Source organism: Mesorhizobium sp. B2-4-13 (genome assembly GCF_006658535.1).
Taxonomy (GTDB): domain Bacteria; phylum Pseudomonadota; class Alphaproteobacteria; order Rhizobiales; family Rhizobiaceae; genus Mesorhizobium; species Mesorhizobium australicum.
The window spans coordinates 51,125-72,764 of sequence record NZ_VFVB01000009.1; the positions used below are offsets into that span (position 1 = coordinate 51,125).

General features: G+C 64.7%; 18 protein-coding genes. 8 read left to right on the forward strand and 10 right to left on the reverse strand.

All coding sequences use genetic code 11. The features are described 5' to 3' along the window. Positions 1-159: 159 nt before the first annotated feature. The 6 genes from dnaK to FJ936_RS22960 all read left to right on the forward strand — a co-directional run bounded on the left by dnaK (position 160) and on the right by FJ936_RS22960 (position 5,952). Positions 160-2,076 carry a molecular chaperone DnaK gene (gene dnaK, locus FJ936_RS22935; protein WP_140619792.1) on the forward strand — a complete coding sequence of 639 codons (1,917 nt, stop codon included), beginning with the start codon at positions 160-162 and terminating at the stop codon, positions 2,074-2,076. Between the two features lie 222 nt (positions 2,077-2,298). Beyond that, positions 2,299-3,426, forward strand: a complete 1,128-nt coding sequence (dnaJ, locus tag FJ936_RS22940) for a molecular chaperone DnaJ (protein ID WP_015314665.1) — start codon at positions 2,299-2,301, stop codon at positions 3,424-3,426. 104 nt (positions 3,427-3,530) lie between these two features. After that, complete coding sequence (pmtA, locus tag FJ936_RS22945; RefSeq protein ID WP_140619794.1) at positions 3,531-4,136, forward strand: phospholipid N-methyltransferase PmtA; 606 nt, start codon at positions 3,531-3,533, stop codon at positions 4,134-4,136. A 205-nt stretch (positions 4,137-4,341) separates the two neighbouring features. Further along, positions 4,342-4,938 (forward strand): NADPH-dependent FMN reductase, encoded by a 597-nt coding sequence (locus FJ936_RS22950; protein WP_140792361.1) that lies wholly within the window; start codon positions 4,342-4,344, stop codon positions 4,936-4,938. Positions 4,939-4,964: 26 nt separating this feature from the next. Beyond that, positions 4,965-5,648, forward strand: a complete 684-nt coding sequence (pyrF, locus tag FJ936_RS22955; protein ID WP_181171445.1) for an orotidine-5'-phosphate decarboxylase — start codon at positions 4,965-4,967, stop codon at positions 5,646-5,648. Between the two features lie 16 nt (positions 5,649-5,664). Next, positions 5,665-5,952: a DUF1330 domain-containing protein gene (locus tag FJ936_RS22960; protein ID WP_140792363.1), complete on the forward strand. Its 288-nt coding sequence runs from the start codon at positions 5,665-5,667 to the stop codon at positions 5,950-5,952. Here the strand turns inward: FJ936_RS22960 and FJ936_RS22965 are convergent. The 8 genes from FJ936_RS22965 to FJ936_RS23000 all read right to left on the reverse strand — a co-directional run bounded on the left by FJ936_RS22965 (position 5,949) and on the right by FJ936_RS23000 (position 15,577). Beyond that, a complete protein-coding gene (locus FJ936_RS22965; protein ID WP_141907031.1) occupies positions 5,949-7,007 on the reverse strand; it encodes a D-alanine:D-lactate ligase-like protein in 1,059 nt (352 codons plus the stop codon). The two genes, FJ936_RS22960 and FJ936_RS22965, sit on opposite strands and share 4 nt — an antisense overlap. A 139-nt stretch (positions 7,008-7,146) precedes the next feature. Further along, the gene (locus FJ936_RS22970) at positions 7,147-8,028 is read right to left on the reverse strand and encodes an SMP-30/gluconolactonase/LRE family protein (protein WP_141907032.1); all 882 of its coding nucleotides are present in this window, start codon (positions 8,026-8,028) and stop codon (positions 7,147-7,149) included. After that, positions 8,028-8,666 carry a 2-dehydro-3-deoxy-6-phosphogalactonate aldolase gene (locus FJ936_RS22975; protein WP_141907033.1) on the reverse strand — a complete coding sequence of 213 codons (639 nt, stop codon included), beginning with the start codon at positions 8,664-8,666 and terminating at the stop codon, positions 8,028-8,030. The genes FJ936_RS22970 and FJ936_RS22975 overlap by 1 nt, the downstream gene beginning before the upstream one ends. After that, positions 8,663-9,622, reverse strand: a complete 960-nt coding sequence (locus FJ936_RS22980; RefSeq protein WP_141907034.1) for a 2-dehydro-3-deoxygalactonokinase — start codon at positions 9,620-9,622, stop codon at positions 8,663-8,665. Before FJ936_RS22980 ends, FJ936_RS22975 begins: the two co-directional genes overlap by 4 nt. Further along, positions 9,619-10,386, reverse strand: coding sequence for an SDR family oxidoreductase (locus FJ936_RS22985; protein ID WP_141907035.1), 768 nt, complete (start codon positions 10,384-10,386; stop codon positions 9,619-9,621). Before FJ936_RS22985 ends, FJ936_RS22980 begins: the two co-directional genes overlap by 4 nt. A 168-nt stretch (positions 10,387-10,554) precedes the next feature. After that, complete coding sequence (locus tag FJ936_RS22990; protein ID WP_141907036.1) at positions 10,555-11,904, reverse strand: EAL domain-containing protein; 1,350 nt, start codon at positions 11,902-11,904, stop codon at positions 10,555-10,557. 209 nt (positions 11,905-12,113) lie between these two features. Beyond that, the gene (locus FJ936_RS22995) at positions 12,114-14,345 is read right to left on the reverse strand and encodes a GtrA family protein (protein WP_141907037.1); all 2,232 of its coding nucleotides are present in this window, start codon (positions 14,343-14,345) and stop codon (positions 12,114-12,116) included. Next, entirely contained in the window at positions 14,342-15,577 is a 1,236-nt protein-coding gene (locus FJ936_RS23000) for a glycosyltransferase family 2 protein (RefSeq protein ID WP_141907038.1), read from the reverse strand. The genes FJ936_RS22995 and FJ936_RS23000 overlap by 4 nt, the downstream gene beginning before the upstream one ends. Before the next feature lie 219 nt (positions 15,578-15,796). Between FJ936_RS23000 and gshB the strand changes: the two genes are divergently transcribed. Beyond that, positions 15,797-16,738 carry a glutathione synthase gene (gshB, locus tag FJ936_RS23005; protein WP_140711959.1) on the forward strand — a complete coding sequence of 314 codons (942 nt, stop codon included), beginning with the start codon at positions 15,797-15,799 and terminating at the stop codon, positions 16,736-16,738. A 356-nt stretch (positions 16,739-17,094) separates the two neighbouring features. Next, complete coding sequence (locus FJ936_RS23015; RefSeq protein WP_141907040.1) at positions 17,095-18,627, forward strand: YifB family Mg chelatase-like AAA ATPase; 1,533 nt, start codon at positions 17,095-17,097, stop codon at positions 18,625-18,627. 25 nt (positions 18,628-18,652) lie between these two features. On the opposite strand, the gene FJ936_RS23020 is transcribed toward FJ936_RS23015, so the two are convergent. Both FJ936_RS23020 and FJ936_RS23025 read right to left on the reverse strand, forming a co-directional pair. Further along, positions 18,653-19,273 carry a class I SAM-dependent methyltransferase gene (locus tag FJ936_RS23020; protein ID WP_140660293.1) on the reverse strand — a complete coding sequence of 207 codons (621 nt, stop codon included), beginning with the start codon at positions 19,271-19,273 and terminating at the stop codon, positions 18,653-18,655. A gap of 178 nt (positions 19,274-19,451) precedes the next feature. Next, a complete protein-coding gene (locus FJ936_RS23025; RefSeq protein WP_141907041.1) occupies positions 19,452-21,620 on the reverse strand; it encodes a malate synthase G in 2,169 nt (722 codons plus the stop codon). Positions 21,621-21,640 lie beyond the last annotated feature (20 nt).

The window sequence follows — 21,640 nt, forward strand, 5'->3', positions numbered from 1 at the left end:
GCGCAGAATGCTTGCGCGCGATGCCGCCTGTTCTTATATACGCGCCAAGCCGTGCGGCGCCGGAGAACCGGTGGGTGGACGGTATTTCTTGTGAACAGGGGCTTTCGTCGGAACGCCTTACCGGGTCCTGAGAGCCTGCTTAGCGGAGAGACTAGAAAAATGGCAAAAGTAATCGGTATCGATCTCGGCACCACCAACTCGTGCATCGCCATCATGGATGGCAAGGAGCCGAAGGTAATCGAGAATGCGGAAGGCGCGCGCACGACGCCTTCCATCGTCGCCATCTCGGGCGACGGCGAACGTCTCGTCGGCCAGCCGGCCAAGCGCCAGGCGGTCACCAATCCTGAAAACACCATCTTCGCGGTCAAGCGCCTGATCGGCCGCCGCTATGACGATCCGGTGACGGAGAAGGACAAGAAGCTTGTCCCCTACAAGATCGTCAAGGGCGACAATGGCGATGCCTGGGTCGAGGCCGGCGGCAAGAAGCAGTCGCCCTCGCAGATCTCGGCCATGATCCTGCAGAAGATGAAGGAAACGGCGGAAGCCTATCTCGGCGAGAAGGTCGAGAAGGCGGTCATCACCGTTCCGGCCTATTTCAACGACGCCCAGCGCCAGGCCACCAAGGACGCCGGCAAGATCGCCGGCCTGGAAGTGCTGCGCATCATCAACGAGCCGACCGCGGCAGCGCTCGCCTATGGCCTCGACAAGAAGGAGGGCAAGACCATTGCCGTCTATGACCTTGGCGGCGGCACCTTCGACATTTCGGTGCTCGAGATCGGCGACGGCGTGTTCGAGGTGAAGTCGACCAATGGCGACACCTTCCTCGGCGGCGAGGATTTCGACATGCGCCTGGTCGAGTATCTGGCGGCCGAGTTCAAGAAGGAACAGGGCATCGACCTGAAGAACGACAAGCTCGCCCTGCAGCGCCTCAAGGAGGCGGCTGAAAAGGCCAAGATCGAGCTGTCGTCGACGACGCAGACCGAAATCAACCTGCCCTTCATCACCGCCGACGCGACCGGACCGAAGCACCTGACGCTGAAGCTGACGCGCGCCAAGTTCGAAAGCCTGGTCGAAGACCTCGTCCAGCGCACCATCGAGCCGTGCAAGGCGGCGCTCAAGGATGCCGGCCTGAAGGCTGGCGAGATCGACGAAGTGGTCCTGGTCGGCGGCATGACCCGCATGCCCAAGATCCAGGAGATCGTGAAGCAGTTCTTCGGCAAGGAGCCGCACAAGGGCGTCAACCCGGATGAGGTCGTCGCACTCGGTGCCGCCATCCAGGCCGGCGTGCTGCAGGGCGACGTCAAGGACGTGCTGTTGCTCGACGTGACGCCGCTGTCGCTGGGCATCGAGACGCTGGGCGGCGTGTTCACCCGGCTGATCGAGCGCAACACGACGATCCCGACCAAGAAGAGCCAGGTGTTCTCGACGGCCGAAGACAGCCAGTCCGCCGTGACCATCCGCGTCTTCCAGGGCGAGCGCGAAATGGCCGCCGACAACAAGGCGCTCGGCCAGTTCGACCTGGTCGGCATTCCGCCGGCGCCGCGCGGCGTGCCGCAGATCGAGGTCACGTTCGACATCGACGCCAACGGCATCGTCAACGTCTCGGCCAAGGACAAAGGCACCGGCAAGGAGCACCAGATCCGCATCCAGGCGTCGGGTGGACTTTCCGACGCCGACATCGAGAAGATGGTCAAGGATGCCGAGGCCAATGCCGATACCGACAAGAAGCGTCGCGCCGTGGTCGAGGCCCGCAATCAGGCCGAAGCCCTGGTGCATTCGTCGGAGAAGTCGCTGAAGGAATATGGCGACAAGGTCTCGGAGACCGAGCGTACGGCGATTTCGGACGCGATCGCGGCGCTGAAGGCCGCTGCCGAGGGCGACGATCCGGCCGACATCGAGGCCAAGAGCCAGGTGCTTGCCGAAGCTTCCATGAAGCTTGGCCAGGCCATGTACGAGGCCTCGCAGAAGGAAGCGGCGGAAGCCGACGCCAAGGCGGATGCCGCCAAGGACTCTGACGTGGTCGACGCCGATTTCGAAGAAATCGACGAAGACGACGACAAGAAGAAGTCGGCCTGAGCGGCTTGACGGCAAGATAATGCGAAAAGCCCGGCGCAAGGCCGGGCTTTTTTGCAACCCTCGCTGAAAAAGTGCGAGCACTGCCGAAAAAATCACTGAAAACCACGGACAAGTTCGCGCCGGCCCTAGCATACGGGCAGCACCGCTCCTAAATCGAAACAACGTGCCGGCAACCGACGCAACATTGCATCAAGACGTTGAATATCCGGACTGCGGGAAAAAATGAAAGCTGATTTCTACGAAACGCTGGGCGTGCAGAAGGGCGCCGACGAGAAGGAGCTCAAGAGCGCTTTTCGCAAGCTGGCCATGCAATTCCATCCCGACCGCAACCCCGGCGATCATTCCTGCGAGCACAAGTTCAAGGAAATCAACGAAGCCTACGAGACGCTGAAGGACCCGCAGAAGCGCGCGGCCTATGACCGTTTCGGCCACGCCGCCTTCGAGCAGGGTGGGATGAATGGCGCGCAGGGCTTTGGCGCCGGCGGCTTCGCCGACATCTTCGAGGACATTTTCGGCGACATGATGGGCGGCCGCCAGCGCCGCTCTTCCGGTGGCCGCGAGCGCGGCGCCGACCTGCGCTACAACATGGAAATTTCGCTGGAGGAAGCCTTCGCGGGAAAGACCGCGCAAATCCGCGTGCCGGCTTCGATCTCCTGCACGGAATGTTCCGGCAGCGGCGCCAAGCCGGGCACCCAGCCGGTCACCTGCTCGATGTGCAACGGCCACGGCAAGGTGCGCGCCACGCAAGGGTTTTTCTCGATCGAGCGGACCTGTCCGCAATGCCAGGGCCGTGGCCAGACAATCAAGGATCCCTGCCCGAAATGCGCCGGCCAGGGCCGTGTCACCGAGGAGCGTTCGCTGTCGGTCAACATCCCGGCCGGCATCGAGGACGGTACCCGCATCCGCTTGGCCAATGAGGGTGAGGCCGGGCTGCGCGGCGGGCCATCGGGCGACCTCTATATCTTTCTGGCGGTCAAGCCGCACGAATTCTTCCAGCGCGACGGCGCAGATCTTTATTGCAAGGTGCCGATCTCGATGACCACCGCCGCACTTGGCGGCTCCTTCGAGGTGACGACGCTCGACGGCACGCAGACCAAGGTGAAGGTGACCGAAGGTACGCAGAACGGACGCCAGTTCAGGCTCAAGGGCAAGGGCATGCCGGTGCTGCGCCAGCCCAATGTCGGCGACCTCTACATCCAGACCGCGGTCGAGACGCCGCAGAACCTGTCGCGCCGCCAGCGCGAATTGCTGGAAGAGTTCGAACAGCTTTCCTCGCAGGACAATTCGCCCCAATCGAGCGGCTTTTTCGCCCGCATGAAGGACTTTTTCGAGTCTTTCGGCGAGCGTTGAGACGCGACGAAAACTATCTTATCCACGCCATAGGCAAGGCCGCGCCTTGCCTTGCGTCATCCAGATGTTAAGTAGTTTCAAGGGGCGCGCTGAGGAGAGCTTGCATGGCACGTGGTCACGGACTGCGGAAGGCGTTTGCCGAGAAGTTCGACGATGAACTCAAATTCTTCAAGGGCTGGATCGACAAGCCGAAGACGGTCGGCTCGATCGTTCCGACCAGCTCGATCACCGCGCGCAAGATGGCCTCGATCGTCAATCCCAAGTCCGGCCTGCCGGTGCTCGAGGTCGGCCCCGGCACCGGTGTCATCACCCGCGCCATCCTCGCCCAGGGCGTGCGGCCCGAAAACCTCTACGCGATCGAATATTCCACCGATTTCGTGCGCCACCTGCGCCAGCTCTACCCCGGCGTCAACGTCATCGAGGGCGATGCCTTCAACCTCAACGCCACGCTTGGCGAGAGGAGCGGGATGATCTTCGACAGCGTCGTTTCCGGCGTGCCGCTGCTCAATTTCCCGGTCGCCCAGCGCATCGCCTATATCGAGAGCCTGCTCGATCGCATTCCGGTCGGCCGGCCGATCGTGCAGCTGACCTATGGTCCGATGTCGCCGATCCCGGCCGGCCGCGGCGACTACACGGTGAAGCATTTCGACTTCATCTTCCGCAACATCCCGCCGACGCAGCTGTGGATCTACCGGCGCGAGGCGCATTAGAAGAGAAGGCGGTAGGGCAGTAAGGGAGTAGGGGGAAAAGATTGGCTAGGGAACCATTCCTACTGCCCTACTGCCCTACTGCCCTACTGCCCTACTGCCCTACTGCCCTACTGCCCTACTGCCCTACTGCCCTACTGCCTTTCCCCCATCCAGCCGTTGATTTGATCGAACCTTGGCTGTACGTGTCCCAGAACAAGGGTGGCCAATGGCAGTGATCCCGAAAATCCTCGTCTTCGCCGGCTCGGTGCGCAGCGGCGCCTATAGCGGCAGGACCGCCGACGTGGCGCAGAAGGAACTTGCGGTGCAAGGTGCCGAGGTGACCCGTATTTCGCTTGCCGATTACCCCTTGCCGATCCTCGACGAGGACCTGGAAAAGGAAAACGGCGTTCCGGAAAACGCCCAGAGGCTGGCGCGGCTGATATCAGCCCATGACGGGCTGCTGATCGCGACGCCGGAATATAACGGTTCGATCCCGCCGCTGCTCAAGAACACGATCGACTGGGTGAGCCGGGTGCGACGGGATGGCGGCCGGTCGGTCAGGCCGCTTGCCGGCAAGGTCGCCGGCCTCTGCTCGTCCTCCAACGGGCACTTCGCCGGCATCCGCTGCATCAACCATCTGCGTGCCGTGCTGGTGCGCTGCCAGATGGAAGTGGTGACACCGGAATGCTCGGTGCCGGAGGGTGGCGACGCCTTCGACGTGGACGGCCATTTCCGTGACGAAAGACTGCACAAATCGATGGAGCACCTATGCCGCACGCTGATCGAAACCTCGCGCATGCTGTCGACCAGGGTCGAGGCGTGACCGCCGCACCCCTGCAGCCTCATTCCATGCAGGAGCGATTGATCGTCGGCCTCGACGTGCCGACCGTGAAGGAGGCCGAGCGAGCGGTGCGCGAGCTGGACGGCGTCGTTTCCTTTTACAAGATCGGCTATCAGCTGGCTTTTGCCGGCGGGCTCGACTTTGCCAGGGAGCTGGCCAGCGGCGGAACGAAAATCTTCCTCGACATGAAGCTGCTCGACATCGACCACACGGTGGCCAAGGGCGTCGAGAACATCGTCAGGATGGGCATGACCATGCTGACCATTCACGCCTATCCCAAGGCGATGCAGGCGGCGGTGGAGGCGGCGCGCGGCAGCGAGCTTTGCCTGCTCGCCGTCAGCGTGCTGACCTCGATGGACGAGCAGGACATGATCGACGCCGGCTATGAATATGACCCGCACACGCTGGTGCTGCGGCGGTCCGAACAGGCGCTCCATGCCGGCATGGGCGGTATCGTCTGCTCGGCCGCGGAAGCCGAAGCGGTGCGCCGCATCGTCGGCCCTGACATGGCGGTGGTGACGCCGGGCATCCGGCCGCCCGGCAGCGACCATGGCGACCAGAAGCGCGTGGTGACGCCGGCGCAAGCGGTCCGCAACGGCGCCAGCCATCTTGTGGTGGGCCGCCCGATCATGGCGGCAAACGACCGCCGCGCGGCAGCGCAGGCGATCCTCGACGAAATGCGCTCCGCGTAGAATAAGGGAGAGAACAATGCCGAAGGGATACTGGATCGCCCGCGTCGATGTGCGCGACGCCGAAGGCTACAAGGATTACGTCGCGGCGGCAAAACCAGCTTTCGAGCGCTTCGGCGCGAAATTCCTGGCCCGCGGCGGCGAGCATGAGAAAGCCGAGGGCCCAGGGCGGGCGCGCAATGTGCTCATCGAGTTCGAATCGCTCGCCGCCGCGCATGACTGCTACAACTCGCCGGAATATCAGCGCGCGGTGGCCATCCGCCAGAAGGTCGCCGACGGCGAGATCGTCTTGGTCGAGGGTATCTAGCGCAAAAGCCTGTTCGCCGCGGTTTCAGCCATCGCGTCGGCCAAGCTCAACCCCCATTGCTGGCGGCAATAGGCGCGGAAGTCGAAGCAGGGCAGGCCGGGACAGACCTCGAATTCGATCAGGTGAACCGTGTCGTCGGCCTCGACGCGCAGGTCCATGGAAAACACATCGCGCAGGCCGAGCCCGGTGATCAGCCGTTCGGCGATCCGCCTGATCCTCGCATCGGCCGCCGGCTGGCTGTCCGCGACCGCAGCGAGTTCGGGTTCGGCGTATTGCCCGGCAGCCTTCGCCGCCTCGCCGGTGGCGCCATAGAGAGCCAAACTGTCTTCCATGGTCTGGAAATCACCTCCCGACTCGACAAAGGCGACGCCGAGCGCTTCAACGCCGGTATCCGGCATCAGCCCAAGGAAGCTGGCGCGGACGTTGCGGCCGGCGACATAGGGCTGGACCACGACATCGTCGCGATAACAGGCGAAAACACGCCGGCTAAGCTCCAGCGCGTGAGCGAGATCGGTTACGCGCGAATCCGGCCAGATGCCGATCTTGGCGCCGAGCCGGTTGGGCTTGACGAACCAGCCGGCGGCGGAGGCCGGCGCCTCGACCAGCCATTCGCCATCCCGCGCGAGACCGGCCTGCGGCACCGGCAGGCCGAGCGCGCCAAGCACGGCGCCGGAGCGGAACTTGTCCTGGCAGAGCGCGAACAGCGAATCGTCGGCGCCGATGGTGTTGAAACCGCTCAGTCTTGCCAAAGCGGGTGCCGCGCCGCCACGGAAATAGGCGACGCCGTCGGTCAGCGTCCAGACCAGCGCGCTTCGCGGATCCTCCCCGTCGAGCACCTTGGCCGCATCGTCGAGCACCACCGGCGCAAAGGACAGGCCGCGCGCCTCGCAGGCGGCGGCCAGCGCATCGAATTCGAGAGCGAGATCGGTCGACTGCGCCAGATAGGACGAGATTTCGGCGGCACGCCGCGATGCATGACCGTCGGCGAGCAAGCGGTCGAAACAAGCCTTTTCAGGCTCGTGGACAAGGATCAGTTTCGGCTTGTGCGTTGGCATGATGTGGCGGTTCCCGACGGTGCGATGACCTACCATCGCACGGCCCGCACAATCGGCTTTCGCGAAATCGACGCGCCCCGGGCGCCTGTGTGACAGCGCCAGGATTGCGACCGTAGCCCCGGGTCCGCGTCCGGCAATGTCAGGCGATCAGCACGCGCGGTTCCAGGCGGCCATTGACAGGAATGTCGAGCAGGAAGGTCATGCCGCCCTGCAGGTCGAGCAGACGCTGCTTTTCGTTCTTGCCCGACCAGGCCGAGGTCACGGCCAGCCGATCGGCATTCCTGCCGACGAAGGCCGGGCAGGATGGCTGCGTCACCGGCATGGCGACCGTGCGGACGAGCTCGCCGTCCGGCCCATAGGCCTCGATGACGCTGCCACCCCAGACGGCGTTCCACAGGATGCCGTCGCGGTCGAGCACCGAACCGTCGATATAGCCCTTGGCCGAGCGGTGGTCGACGAAGATCTTCGGCTCGCCGACGGGCAGGCCGGTCGCCGGATCGCAGGCAACGCGCATCAGCAATCCGGTCGAGGTGTCGGTGTAGTAAGCAAGCGTGCCGTCTGATGAAAAGCAGATCGAGTTCGAGACGGTGATATCCGAAAACAGGCGGCGCAGTTCGCCTTTGAAAAACCAGTAGATCGAGCCCGCGCCCTTCTCCTCGCCCTTGCCCATGGTACCGACCCACAAGGCACCGCAGGGATGGACGCGGGAATCGTTGGATCGGGTGACCGGGTTGTCGGCCTCGATGGCGGTGTGCAGCGTCATTCCGCCGGTGGCGACGTCGCGGACAAAAAGCCCGGTTTCGGTGGCGATCAGCTGTCGCTTGTCATCGATGATGGCGATCGCGCTTGCCATCTGGCCAAGCTCGTAGATTTTCAGCGCACCGCCGGCCAAGGGCTTTTCCAGGAGCTGGCTGTTGACGATGTCGAACCAGAACAGCGCATCCGTGCCGGGATCGTAACTTGGCCCTTCGCCGAGCTGGCAGACATGATCGGAAAAGACGGAAACGATCGGTTCACTCATCATGCTTCTCCGAATACCGCGTCCCAGGCAGCGACGGCTGCGTAGGCGCGCGCCGCCACATCGTCGACGCTCATGCCTGGCTTGAACAGGCTGGAGCCAAGCCCGAAGACCGTGACGCCAACAGCCTTGTAGCCGGCAAAGTCCTTCTCCGAAACGCCACCGACCGCGCCGACCAGCGTCTGCGCCGGCAGCACCGCCCGGATCGCGGAAATGCCCGATGCGCCGAGCACACTGGCGGGGAAGAATTTCAGCGCCGAGGCACCGAGCCGGATCGCCTGGAAGGCCTCGGTGGGAGTGAACACGCCAGGCATGGTGACCATGCCGTAATGCGCGGCGCGGCCCATCACCTCGGCATCGATGTTGGGGCTGACCAGCAGTCGTCCGCCGGCCGCGTGAAGACTATCGACGTCGGCCGCAGTCAGCACCGTGCCGGCGCCGACCAAAGCTGTCTTCGGCAGCATTTGGACAAGCCTGGCGATCGACGAAAACGGCTGGGGCGAATTGAGCGGCACCTCGATAGCCTCGATGCCGGCATCGAACAATGCCTGGCCGATGGCGATCGCCTCGCTTGCCTTGAGGCCGCGCAGGATGGCGACCAGGCCGCGCTTAAGTTTTGGAAAGGGTGCGGTCTCGGTCATATGGCGGCTCCACTTCTGGTAATCATGCCATTCTCCCGCGCGGCCTCGATGAGACCGGCGCGTACAGCCTCGTCCGCGTCGACTGTCCGCACACCAAGCCCGGCAAGGCCGAGTGCAGCCTGGTAGAGCCCGGCCAGCGCGCCCGAGGCAACCAGCACGACCGATGTCGCGCCGGCACCATGCCGACGCCGGGCCGATGCGATCTCGCCGCCGATCAGCAAGCCGGACAGGCAGGCGGCCGCATCATCGGCCTGGAGGTTCTGGAGCAGGCCGGCGGCGCGGATGGCAAACAGCCGAGAGGTGACATCGCCGCCATCGCCTAGCGCTGTTTCGCACCAGCGGCGGAAGAACGGATTGTCTGGAGCAACCGGGCTTGGATGTTCACCCAGCGAATGGCGCAGGATCGAGTGCGCGGCAAGCACGGAAAACAGCTCGCCCGTCGGCCAGGTGCCGAAGCCGGCGACGGCGCCGTCCTCCACCAGCACCCATTTCGAATGCGTGCCGGGCATGCAGACCAGTTCGCGGCCCCTGGCGGGCAGGCCGGCGCCGGCAAGCTGCGTCTCCTCGCCGCGCATGACATCGGGCGCGTCGGCCAGGCGCTGGGCAAGGCCGGGAATGATGCGGATGTCGCGCTTCTGCCCGGGCACCCTAGCGGCGCCGCCGAGAATGGCACCGAGCGGCGACGGAACGCCGACATAGGGCGCCTCCAGCCAGCCCTGGCGGGAGCCGGCCATGCCGCAGATGATGACGGGCAATTCCTCCGGCGCGCCCATCGCAGCCAGATGGCCCTCCAGAACGTTGGCGAAGCCCTTTTCGCGCGCGGTGATCAGGCCGTCGTCGCCGCGACGCTCCGCAAGCACCTTGCCGCCGCCGTCGATCAGCCAGGCCCGAAGCCGGGTCGTGCCCCAATCGAGCGCCGCGACTGCCGGCACGCTGCTGTCAAACCCCGGGCTCACAGGAAACCTCCATCGACGATCAGCATCTGCGCGGTCAGCATGCGCGAGGCGTCCGAGGCCAGGAACAGCACCGTGCCGACCATATCGTCGGGCGACATCACGTCCCTGATGCACTGCTTGGCGACATGGGCGGCAAGCGCCTGTTCGGTGACCCAGCGCTGCTTCTGCCGCTCGGTGATCACCCAGCCGGGCGCGATGGCATTGACGCGGATGCGGTCGGGCCCGAGCTTGCCGGCCAACCCCTTGGTGAGGCCGAGGATGCCGGCCTTGGCGGCGGTGTAGGCCGGCAGGTCGGGATGATTGATCAGATAGGACGTCGAGGTGAAATTGATGATTGAGCCGCCGCCGGCGCGCTTCATGCCTGGTGCCACCGCCTGCGCGGTGAAGAAATGCGGCCGCAGGTTGATGGCGAGGTTGTTGTCCCAGAACTCGACGGTGACGTCCTCGACGGCATGACGTTCGTCCCAGGCGGCGTTGTTGACCAGCACGGTGACGTCGCCATGCGCTTCGGCCGCCTTCGCGGCGGACGCCCGCAGTGCTTCGATATCGCGCAGATCGGTCCTGAGATAGAGCGGCCGACGGCCGAGCTCTTCCTCGATACGGTCGGCGAGTGCGATGCTGGGCTTGTCGGCGATGTCGATGAAGGCGACCTTGGCGCCCTGGCGCATGAACCCTTCGGTCAATGCCGCGCCGATGCCGGAGCCGCCGCCGGTGATCAGCACCGAAGCGCCTTCGAGGTCGGCAAAACGCGCCGATGGCATCATGATTTTTCGTCTCCCGGGTCAACCGGCGCGCATCCTAGCCAGACACGTCCGGCGGGCAAGGGCGAAAAGACCGATTTCCGGGCTTATGTCTGACAAAAAGGCGATCGCGCCCCTGCGCGACCCGCCAAGCGGCATCGCCGCATCGCGGGCAGCGCCGAAACCTGCCGCTCAGATCGCCTTGGCGCGCAAGGCGCCACGGAAGGAATCACGGAGGTAGCCCAATGTGGCGTCGGCATCGGCCGGCTTGCCGAACAAATAGCCCTGCCCGCCGGCGCAACCGAACTGGACCAGCCGGTCGGCCTGCGCCTCCTCTTCGATGCCTTCTGCGACCACATCCATGCCGAGCCCTTCGCACATGGCGAGGATGGCGCGGATGATGTGTTCGGACGGCCGGTCGTCGAGAATGGAGGAGACGAAGGCTCGGTCGATCTTGAGCTTGTCGAAATGGAATTCGCGCAAGCGGCCGAGCGAGGACTGGCCGGTGCCGAAATCGTCGAGCGAGACACGGATGCCAACGCGGCGCAGGTCCTCGACGATCTGCGCGGCCGAGGCCGGGTCGTTCATCAGGCCGGTCTCGGTGATCTCGATCTCCAGCCGGCGCGGATCGAAGCCGGTGCGGTCAAGGATCGCCAGTATGTGCAGGCCGGTGTTCTGGTCGACGAGCTGCGAGGGCGACAGGTTGAAGGACAGGAACAGGTCTTTCGGCCAGCTCCTGGCGGCCTCCGTGGCCTTGCGCAGCACAAGCTGCGACAACGGGCCGATGATGCCGCGCTCCTCGGCGATGGGGATGAAGACGGTCGGCGGCACCGAGCCGAGGTCGCGGTCTGTCCAGCGCGCCAGCGTCTCGAAGCCGATGGTGCGGCGCGTGGTGAGATCGACGATCGGCTGGAAATGCGGCTCCACCTCGCCGGCCGAGACCGCGCGGCGCAGCGCCTGCTCGATGCGGGTGACGCGCTTGGCGGCCTCCTCCATCTCGCGGGTGTAGACGACGACGCGGCCGCGGCCGGAACGCTTGGCATGGTAGAGCGCCGTTTCGGCCTTGTTGATGAGTATCTCGGTGGTCTCGTCGCCGGAATAGAACAATGAGCAGCCGACCGAGGCCGAGAGCCTGGCGGTGCGTTCGCCGACATCGTAGGGCGCCGACAGGATCTCGATCAGCATGCGGGATTTTTCCGCCGCCGCCTCCTCCGAGAACACCAGCGGGTAGAGGAAGGCGAATTCGTCGGCGCCGATGCGGCAGACCGTCGAATGGCCATCCATCGAGGCGCGCAGCCGCATCGCCACCTGGATCAGGATGTCGTCGCCGGCCTTGTGGCCGAACAGGTCGTTGATCGGCTTGAAACCATCGAGGTCGAGAATGCCGACGGTGAAGGGCGCGGGATCGTCGGAACGGTCGCTGATCAGGCGATCGACCTTGTCGAAGAAGCGGCGATGATTGCCAAGCCCGGTCAACGAATCGGTGAACGCCAGATCCGTGCTTTCCCTGTTTGCCTGACCGGTGCCAAACGAAGTTTGCATCGGTGTCCCTGTTCGTCCCTGCTTTTGTCGTCGGAATTTATTTTCAGACTGGCAGCAAACCCTTTAGGAAACGTATCCCACTGACCGATTTTTGTGGCCGGAGCATGATCCCGAAAAACGGGGTCCGGCTTTCGCCGTGAGCCGTGCCCAAACCGTAAGCCGGATAGATTCGTGAAGCCGGCTACAAGATCCGTCAAGCGGTTGGATTTTCAGCCGTTTGGCTTGACGCGATACAGTTCCAAGGGTCTTCCCTTGGTCTCCGCCACCGGCTCCAGCCAGTCCGGCACGTCCCCGCTCATCAACCTGGCCAGGAAACCGTCCGGTGCCCTGGCCATGAGCAGGCGGCTTTCCGCGTTGCCACGGCAGAGCGCGACAAGACCGACATGATGCCTTTCGACAACGGTTCTGGCATCGGCATCCGAGCCCAGCAAGGCATCGAGCGCGACCAGATTTCCGGCGACGTTGCGGTGGTAGAGTCCGGCCAGCACGCGGTGACCGGTAAAGGCCAGTATCGGCGAGCCAAGATTCGAGAGCGAAAGCACGGTTGTGGCCGGCATCCGGCCGAGCGCCGCGAACGATGCCTTGCCGAGGCAAGCCGTGTCTGCGGCATTGGCACCGGTGGCAGCCGCGTCGGTTTGGAAAGCACTCGACGCCGCCCCGGCAGCGCCTGCCCAGATTGCATTTACCGATATCAGCCAGGCCGCGACCATCCTGAGTGCGGCGCTGTTGGACGGACTGGTTTGCGCACGCTGCCGCCAGCAGGCGATCCATGCCGCAAGCGGGATCACCGCGAAGGCGATGGAGAAGGTCGAGCCGCGAACTTCCCAGGCGCTGACCAGGAACGCCATAACCAGCAGCGAGCCGACAAGGCTGTCCTGCCGACGCCAGCCATGGCCGACGCGGAGCGCCATCAGGATGATGGCCACCAACGGCGTGGCAAACCGTGCCACCGCTCTGGCCGGATCATTGGTGACGATCTGGAACAGCGGCTGCGCCTCGTCGATATGGCTGAGCCACATCTCCTTCAGGCGCGGATCGAGGTTGGCATAGGGCGAGGCCAGGCATTGCGGGAATAGGAATACAACCACAGCCGCAAGGGCTAGCCCAAGCAGGCCGAGCGAGGCCAGGCGGCCGGCGACGGTGGCACTGGCGGCCTTCCACGAGGCGATGGCCGCCAGCCCCGCGCCGGCAAGTCCGGCGACGGCGAACTGCACAATCGAAAATGTGTCGCACTGTGCCTGGGTCCATGCGGATGCCGGGACGGTGGCGACGAAGACGAGAGCCGAAACAGCGGCGGCGCCCAGGCCAAAGTCCCTCGCGGTCAGCCTTTCCCGAGCACCATTGCCAAGGAACAGCAGCGCGACAGCGGCGCCAAGGGTTCCGGCGTAGGGAGCGCTTTCCATGCCGATGGCCACGCTCAGCGTGGCGCAGATGCCCGAAAGCAAGGCGGCCGGCCGCAGCAAGGGAGCCTCGAGCAGCAAGGCAAGGCTCGCCAGGATCAGCGTCAGCTGCACATTGTGATGATCCAGCGAACCTGGGGAGAAAATGCCGAGGTAGTAGAGCGCGGCGCCACCGACGACGGCGGCGGGCAGGACAGCGTGGCCGCCGGCGAAAGCGCGCGCGGCGCGGATGAGGAAGAAGACCGCCAGCCAGAACAGCAGGGCAGGCCAGGCCACCTGCACGATCTGTTCAGCCAGGGCGACGTTGCCCGTCAGGGCCGATACGGCAAGGACGCCAAGGGCCAGCGGCGCGTCGAGCAGCCGCGACCAATGCATGACGAAGCCGCCGTCCAGTCCCATCCTGTACTGGTGCAGGTCGAACCAGCCCTGGCCGGCCAGAAGATCGCGGACCTCGACCAGTTGCAGCAGGCTGTCATTGTCGCCCGCCGGGTTGGCCAGTTGCGGAAATCCGGTCACGGCATAGACCGTGAGCGGCACCAGGGCCGCGAGCAGCGCCGCCAGCATGTCCGCCCGCCAGGAGGGACGGGCGGTGTCCTTGGAAGGCATCGCGGCATGGCCAGCGGTCATTTTGCCGGGATAGCCGTGGCCGCGCGCCGGAAACACCCAAAGCCTCGAAACCAGATAACTGATGGTGCTTGTCACTACCGTCGTCAGCGCCGACATCGCGACGGGCGACAGGCCGAAACGCGTCACCGCCACCTGCGAGACGAGGCCGGCAAAAGCGGCGCATCCGGCTTGCAGGGCAAGATAGCGCGGGAACGCGACCTTGTGATCGTGTTCCGCACCGAACGTCCAGCCCCGCTGCGCCCGATAGGCAACGACGAACGCCGTCGCATAAGCGACGGCACTGCCGGCGAACGGCGGAACGCCCAGCGAAACCAGCAGCCACGAGAGCGCGAAAAACGATCCCGCCGCACCGATGCCCACCACCATGAAGCGGAACGGGCGCGCCTGGACAAGCGCCGGCAGCACGTCGGTCATTGCTGATCGCGTGCCGTCGCTTCCCGCGACAGCCCGGCCTTCAGCCGCTTGACAGGGATCTCCAGGACACCGAGCAGGAATGCCGAAAAGAAGACCTGGAACGAAATGACGATCAGGCTCAAGCCCAGCACGACGATGCGCGGAATTTCGGAATCGTTCAGCGGACCGAAGCCGAGATGGGCCCAGCGCGCCACGGCATAGAGGAAGAACAGGAAGCCGGCGGCAAAGCAGATGCCGGCATTGGCGGCGAGACGGTCGGTGCTGATGGTCCTGGTCAGCCAGTCCGACCCGCGGCTTGGCGGCAGGATGCCGGTGATTTCGGCATAGTATCGCGAAATGGCACCGAAGGTGATGAGCTGGATGCCGGTGACGATCATGAAACAGGCGGCGACGAAGGTGTTGAGATCGAGCGAAAGATTGTCGACCACCCGCAAGGGGCCGAACACCAGCAGCGCCGCGAACAGCGTGCCGAGGCCGGAAAGCACCGCCCCTGGAATGAAGAACATCCAGCGCGGATTGTAGACCAGCAGGAATTTGAGATGCCGCCAGCCGTCGCGCCAGGTCCTGAGATGCGGCGGCCTGCTGCGGCCGTCGGGCTTGAGCGTGGTCGGCACTTCCTCGATGCGCAGCCCGGCAAGCGCGCTGCGCACCACCATTTCGCTGGCGAATTCCATCCCGGTGGTCTGCAGATCGAGCTTCCTGATGCTGTCGGCGTTGAAGCCGCGCAGGCCGCAGTGGAAGTCGCCGGTCTTGATGCGGAAGAACAGGCGGCCGACGAAGCTCAGCACCGGATTGCCGAGATAGCGATGCAGGGGCGGCATGGCGCCAGCCTCTATGCCGCCGCGGAAGCGGTTGCCCATGACCAGGTCGGCGCCGCCGCGCAGCCGGGTCACGAAAGCATCGAGCCCAGCGAAATCATAGCTGTCATCGGCGTCGCCCATGATGATGAAGCGGCCCCTGGCGGCGGCGATGCCGCCCAGAAGGGCCGCGCCATAGCCCTTCTGCGCTACCGGCACGACACGGGCGCCGCCCTGGGCTGCGATCTCCCGCGAGCCGTCGGTGCTGCCATTGTCTGATATCAGCACCTCGCCCGCTATGCCGGATTGGTCGAGAAAGGCCTTGGCCTTGCCGATGCAGACGGCGAGCGTCTCGGCCTCGTTGAGGCATGGCATCAGGATGGTGAGTTCGAGCTGCTGGGCCGAGGCTGCGCGGACGGCAGTGAGCGCGTTCATGATCGTCGTTCCATCGGGTGCCCGGCGCTGCGTCAGGTCGGCCGGCTGCATTCGGAGCCTACCGTCGCACGGCAAGGCTTAAGAAAGCGATGATGTCAGTCCTCGCCTTGTCTGCAACCGGCAGGCGCGCCTTGCTGATCCCAATGTTCAAAAGGTCGCGATTGGCAGAACGCGCCGCGACGCTTATATCGCTTGCGTCGACTATGCTGGGGACCTGCAATGAAGTTGAAAATCGCCGTCCAGATGGACCATGTCTCCACCGTGTCGATCGCCGGCGACACCTCGTTCGCCCTGTCGCTGGAGGCGCAGCGGCGCGGTCACCAGCTGTTCCACTACACGCCCGACCGGCTGTCGATGCGCGACGGCAAGGTGTTTGCCCGCGTCGAGGAGATGACGGTGCGCGACGAAAAGGGCAGCCACTATTCGCTGGGCGAAAAGGTGCGCACCGACTTGTCCGAAATGGACGTCGTCCTGCTGCGCCAGGACCCGCCCTTCGACATGAACTACATCACCACGACCCACATCCTCGAGCGCATCCATCCAAAGACGCTGGTCGTCAACGACCCGGCCTGGGTGCGCAACAGCCCGGAAAAGATTTTCGTCACCGAGTTCCCGGACCTGATGCCGGACACGCTGATCACCAAGGATCCGCTCGAAGTCGCCGCCTTCCGCAAGGAATTCGGCGACATCATCGTCAAGCCGCTCTACGGCAATGGCGGCGCCGGCATCTTCCACATGCTTGAAGCCGACCGCAATCTCGCCTCGCTGCTCGAAATGTTCGGCCAGATGTTTCGCGAGCCCTATATCGTGCAGCGTTACCTGAAGGATGTGCGCAAGGGCGACAAACGCATCATTCTGATCGACGGCGAGCCGGTCGGCGCCATCAACCGGGTGCCGGCCGAGCACGACTCCCGCTCCAACATGCATGTCGGCGGCCGCGCCGAGAAGACCGAGTTGACGACACGCGAGCGCGAAATCTGTGCCCGCATCGGGCCGTCGCTGAAAGAGCGCGGCTTCATCCTGGTCGGCATCGACGTCATCGGCGACTACATGACCGAGATCAACGTCACCTCGCCGACCGGCGTGCGCGAGGTTAAGCGCTTCGGCGGCGCCGACATCGCCAGCCTGTTCTGGGACGTGGTGGAGGGGAAGCGGACATAATTTGTTTTCAGTTTGTGTTAACCATGTTCCGCTTTTGCAGCCGGGCACAACCGGCGCGCAACCTGGGCGGCTACCGGTTGCGCCAATGTTCCCGATTTGATCAAGAGTGGCGCCTCAGAGCCGGCGCTGTTCGCGCTCTCCCTGACGTCAGCCGTCTGGGACCCAATCTCGGAACAGCTTGATCTTAGGCGTGTTGCGGCGGCTTTCGGAATGCACCGGCCAGTAGCCGCTCCATGCGCTCACCTCACTTGTTCCTGTAATGTTCTTGCCCTGGGCTGAAATCTGTGGTTGTCTTGCGTTGACGTCGCTCGCGGCCTGTTCACAGGGCAAGGGCGAGCCGGCATCGGGGGCAGACAATGGTGGCGCGGGTTCGTACGGTTGCTTTCCAGGGCATCGAGGCAGTGCCGGTCGACGTGCAGGTGATGATCGCGCCCGGCAAGGTCAACATGCATATCGTCGGCCTGCCAGACAAGGCGGTGGCGGAAAGCCGCGAGCGGGTGCAGGCGGCATTGCATGCGTCGGGCCTGTCAATGCCGTCGAAGAAGGTGACCGTCAACCTGGCGCCCGCCGATCTGCCGAAGGAAGGCAGCCACTACGATCTGCCGATCGCGCTCGGCTTGATGGCAGCCCTTGGCGCCATTCCGGGCGACATGCTGGCTGGCTATGTCGTGCTGGGCGAGCTGTCGCTCGACGGTACGATCACCGCCGTTGCCGGTGCCTTGCCGGCGGCGATCGGCGCCAATGCCGAAGGCAAAGGGCTGATCTGTCCCTTCGCTTGCGGGCCGGAAGCGGCCTGGGCGGGGCGGGAATTCGACATTCTCGCGCCGCGCAGCCTGATTGCGATCGCCAATCATTTCCGCGGCACACAGGTGCTGTCGCGCCCGGAGGCCGGCATCCGCGCGGCGGCGCGCGACCTGCCCGACCTTGCCGACATCAAGGGCCAGGAGACGGCGAAGCGGGCGCTGGAAGTGGCGGCCGCCGGCGGACACAATCTGCTGATGATCGGTCCGCCAGGCTCAGGCAAATCGATGCTAGCGCAGCGCCTGCCGTCGATCCTGCCGCCACTGGCGCCGAAGGAACTGCTCGAAGTCTCGATGATCGCCTCGGTGGCTGGCGAGCTCGGCGAAGGCAAGCTGACCGACCGGCGGCCGTTCCGCGCCCCGCACCATTCGGCCTCGATGGCGGCGATGGTGGGCGGCGGCCTGCGCGCGCGGCCGGGCGAGGTGTCGCTCGCTCATCACGGCGTGCTGTTCCTCGACGAGTTCCCCGAATTCACGCCGCAGACGCTCGATGCGCTGCGCCAGCCGCTTGAAACCGGCGACTGCATGATCGCACGGGCCAACCATCGCGTCACCTATCCGGCCCGCATCCAGCTGGTGGCGGCGATGAACCCGTGCCGCTGCGGCATGGCCGGCGAACCGGGTTATCGCTGCCTGCGCGGCGATCGTTGCCGCACCGATTACCAGGCGCGCATTTCAGGTCCGCTGCTCGACCGCATCGATCTCAGGATCGAAGTGCCGGCGGTCTCGGCCAGCGACCTGATCCGGCCGGACCGGGCGGAAAAGAGCGCCGACGTGGCGTTGCGCGTGGCGCGTGCCCGCACCATCCAGCGCGAGCGTTTCGAGCGGCTCGGCGTCAACAGCGCCACCACCAACGCGCATTGTTCTCCTGCCATCATCGAGACGATCGCCATGCCGGACGCCGCAGGCCTGTCGCTGCTCAAGGATGCCAGCGAAAAACTCGCCTTTTCGGCGCGGGCCTACCACCGGGTGCTCAAAGTGGCGCGCACGCTCGCCGACCTCGACGCCAGCGAATGTGTCGGCCGCATCCATCTGGCCGAGGCGATTTCCTATCGCATGAGTTCGGAGCGCATGGCGCAGGCGGCGTAGCCGCGTTCCGCGCAGCTCCGGTTAGCTATCGCAAGGTCGCGATGAAATGCAGGCGACGGTCGAAAAACACGCTGGCCGGGAACGGATAGAGCGACAGCTTCTCACGCCAGGTGCGGGGTGTGATGCCCGCGGCGGCAAAAATGGCGTCCCACTCGGCCTTCGAGAGATAGTTGTAAGGCAGGCGCACGTTGTGCCCCTTGTTGCCCACCCAATCCATGAAACGAAGCGTCTGGTAGGCCGCGAAGCCTTCGCGCGAGTGATCCTTGATGACAACGCCCTTGCGCGCCACGCGGGCCGCCTCGCGCACGAGATGACCCGGGTCGTCGGCATGATGCAGCACATCGACAATCGTCACCCAGTCATAGGAGCCATTCGCGGCGGGAATGGTGCTGCCATCGAACAGTTCTACCGGGATATGGGTTTGCGGCCTGATCAGCACGTCGATGCCGCGAAACGTCAGCCCCGGCTTTTTTTCCATGATCGCCTTGGCGATGGAGCCGTCGCCGCAGCCGAGATCGAGAACGGTGCCGGCCGGGCCCAGTTCGTCGGCCAGCCGGTCGGACAGGATGCGCACGCGGCGCTGGAAAACTGCCCGGTCATGGACGGAATTCAACAGTTTCTTTTCGATCGCCATCGTGTTGGCCATGCCAATGCTCCGGAGCCCTCCAGCCAGCACTAACTGAAAAAAGCAAAGGAACCGTATCCAGCCATAAGAGCCTGCCGCCTTCGGCACGACATTGCCGCTGGGCTGACGCCGCCGTCTTCGCCGGCGCGGACCGGCGACATCCAGTCGGCGCTCCAAACCCTTTCAACGCGATATCGTCCTACCCTTGATTGGCCTTCAGCTCCAGCCTGCGCTTGTGCAGCACAGGCTCGGTGTAGCCGTTGGGCTGGCTTGTTCCCTTGAGCACCAGGTCGCAGGCGGCCTGGAAGGCGATCGACTTTTCGAAGTCGGCGGCCATCGGCCGGTAGAGCGGGTCGCCGACATTCTGCAGATCGACAATTGCCGCCATGCGCCGCAAGGAATCCATCACCTGGATTTCCGAGCAGACCTTGTGGCGCAGCCAGTTGGCAATGTGCTGCGAGGAGATGCGCAGCGTGGCGCGGTCTTCCATCAGGCCGACATCGTTGATGTCGGGAACCTTGGAGCAGCCGACGCCCTGGCCGATCCAGCGCACGACATAGCCCAGAATGCCTTGCGCGTTGTTGTCGAGTTCGCGCTGGATCTCGTCGGGCGTCCAGTTCGGCCGCACGGCCACCGGCACCGACAATATGTCGTCGAGCTTGGCCTTGGGCCGGCTCTTCAGCGCCGCCTGGACCGCATGGACATCGACCTTGTGATAGTGCGTGGCGTGCAGCGTCGCCGCCGTTGGCGATGGCACCCAGGCGGTGTTGGCGCCGGCCTTGGGGTGGGCGATCTTCTCGGCCAGCATCGCGGCCATCAAGTCGGGCATCGCCCACATGCCCTTGCCGATCTGGGCGTGGCCGGCGAGCCCGCATTCCAAGCCCGTGTCGACGTTCCATGCCTCATAGGCGGAAATCCAGGCGGCCTGCTTCATGTCACCCTTGCGGATCATCGGGCCGGCTTCCATCGAGGTGTGGATCTCGTCGCCGGTGCGGTCGAGGAAGCCGGTGTTGATGAACACCACGCGCTCCCTCGCGGCGCGGATCGCCTCCTTGAGGTTGATTGTGGTGCGCCGCTCCTCGTCCATGATGCCCATCTTGATGGTGTTCCGGGCCATGCCGAGCACGGCTTCGACACGATCGAACATCTCGACGGCGAAGGCGACTTCCTCCGGGCCATGCATCTTGGGTTTCACGACATACATCGAGCCGGCGCGAGAGTTCATCCGCCGTCCCTTCGGCCCGACATCGTGCAGCGCGATCAGGGCCGTCATCGCCGCGTCCATGATGCCTTCCGGCACCTCGTTGCCGTCGCGGTCCAGGATGGCCGGATTGGTCATCAGGTGGCCGACATTGCGCACCAGCATCAACGAGCGGCCAGGCACGGTCACCGTGCCGCCGGCAGGGGCGATGTAGGCGCGGTCGGGGTTGAGCTTGCGGACGAAACTCTTGCCGCCCTTGCTGATTTCTTCGGCGAGGTCGCCCTTCATGAGGCCGAGCCAATTGCGGTAGACGACGACCTTGTCCTCGGCATCCACGGCCGCGACCGAATCCTCGCAATCCTGGATGGTGGTCAGCGCCGATTCCAGGATGACGTTGGCAATGCCAGCCGGATCGGTGCGGCCGATCTGGTTGTCGCGGTCGACGACGATCTCGACATGCAGCCCGTTTTTCACCAGGAGCACGGCTTGCGGACTGGCGGCGTCGCCGCGATAGCCGACGAATTGCCTGGGATCGGCCAGCGTCGTCGAGCCGGCGCCGGCGCTGAGCTTCAGGGCGCCGTTGGCGATCGAGAGGCCGTTGACCCCCGCCCATTTCCCGGAGGTGAGCGGCACCGACTGGTCGAGAAAGTCCTTGGCCCAGGCGATGACCTTGGCGCCGCGTGCCGGGTTGAAGCCCTTGCCCTTCTCAGCGCCACCCGTTTCGGGGATGGCGTCGGTGCCATAGAGCGCGTCATAGAGCGAGCCCCAGCGTGCATTGGCGGCGTTGAGCGCATAGCGCGCATTCATCACCGGCACCACCAGCTGCGGTCCGGCCACGACCGCGATTTCCGGGTCGACATTGTCAGTCGAGACGCTGAAGGCCGGCCCTTCCGGCACGAGATAACCGATCTCCTTCAGGAACGCCTTGTAAGCGTCCATGTCGATGGGCGCGCCATTGTCGCGATACCAGCCATCGAGCTTTTCCTGCATGGCATCGCGTTTTGCCAGCAGCGCCCGGTTCCTGGGCGCCAGATCATGGACGATGACCGAGAACCCGTCCCAGAAACGCGCCGCTTCGATGTCGAGGCCGGGCAAAGCTTGGTCGACGACGAAGTCATGCAGCTCGCGGGCAATGCGCAATCCGGCGATCTCGATGCGATCGGTCATCAGGCTACTCCAGATGAAAG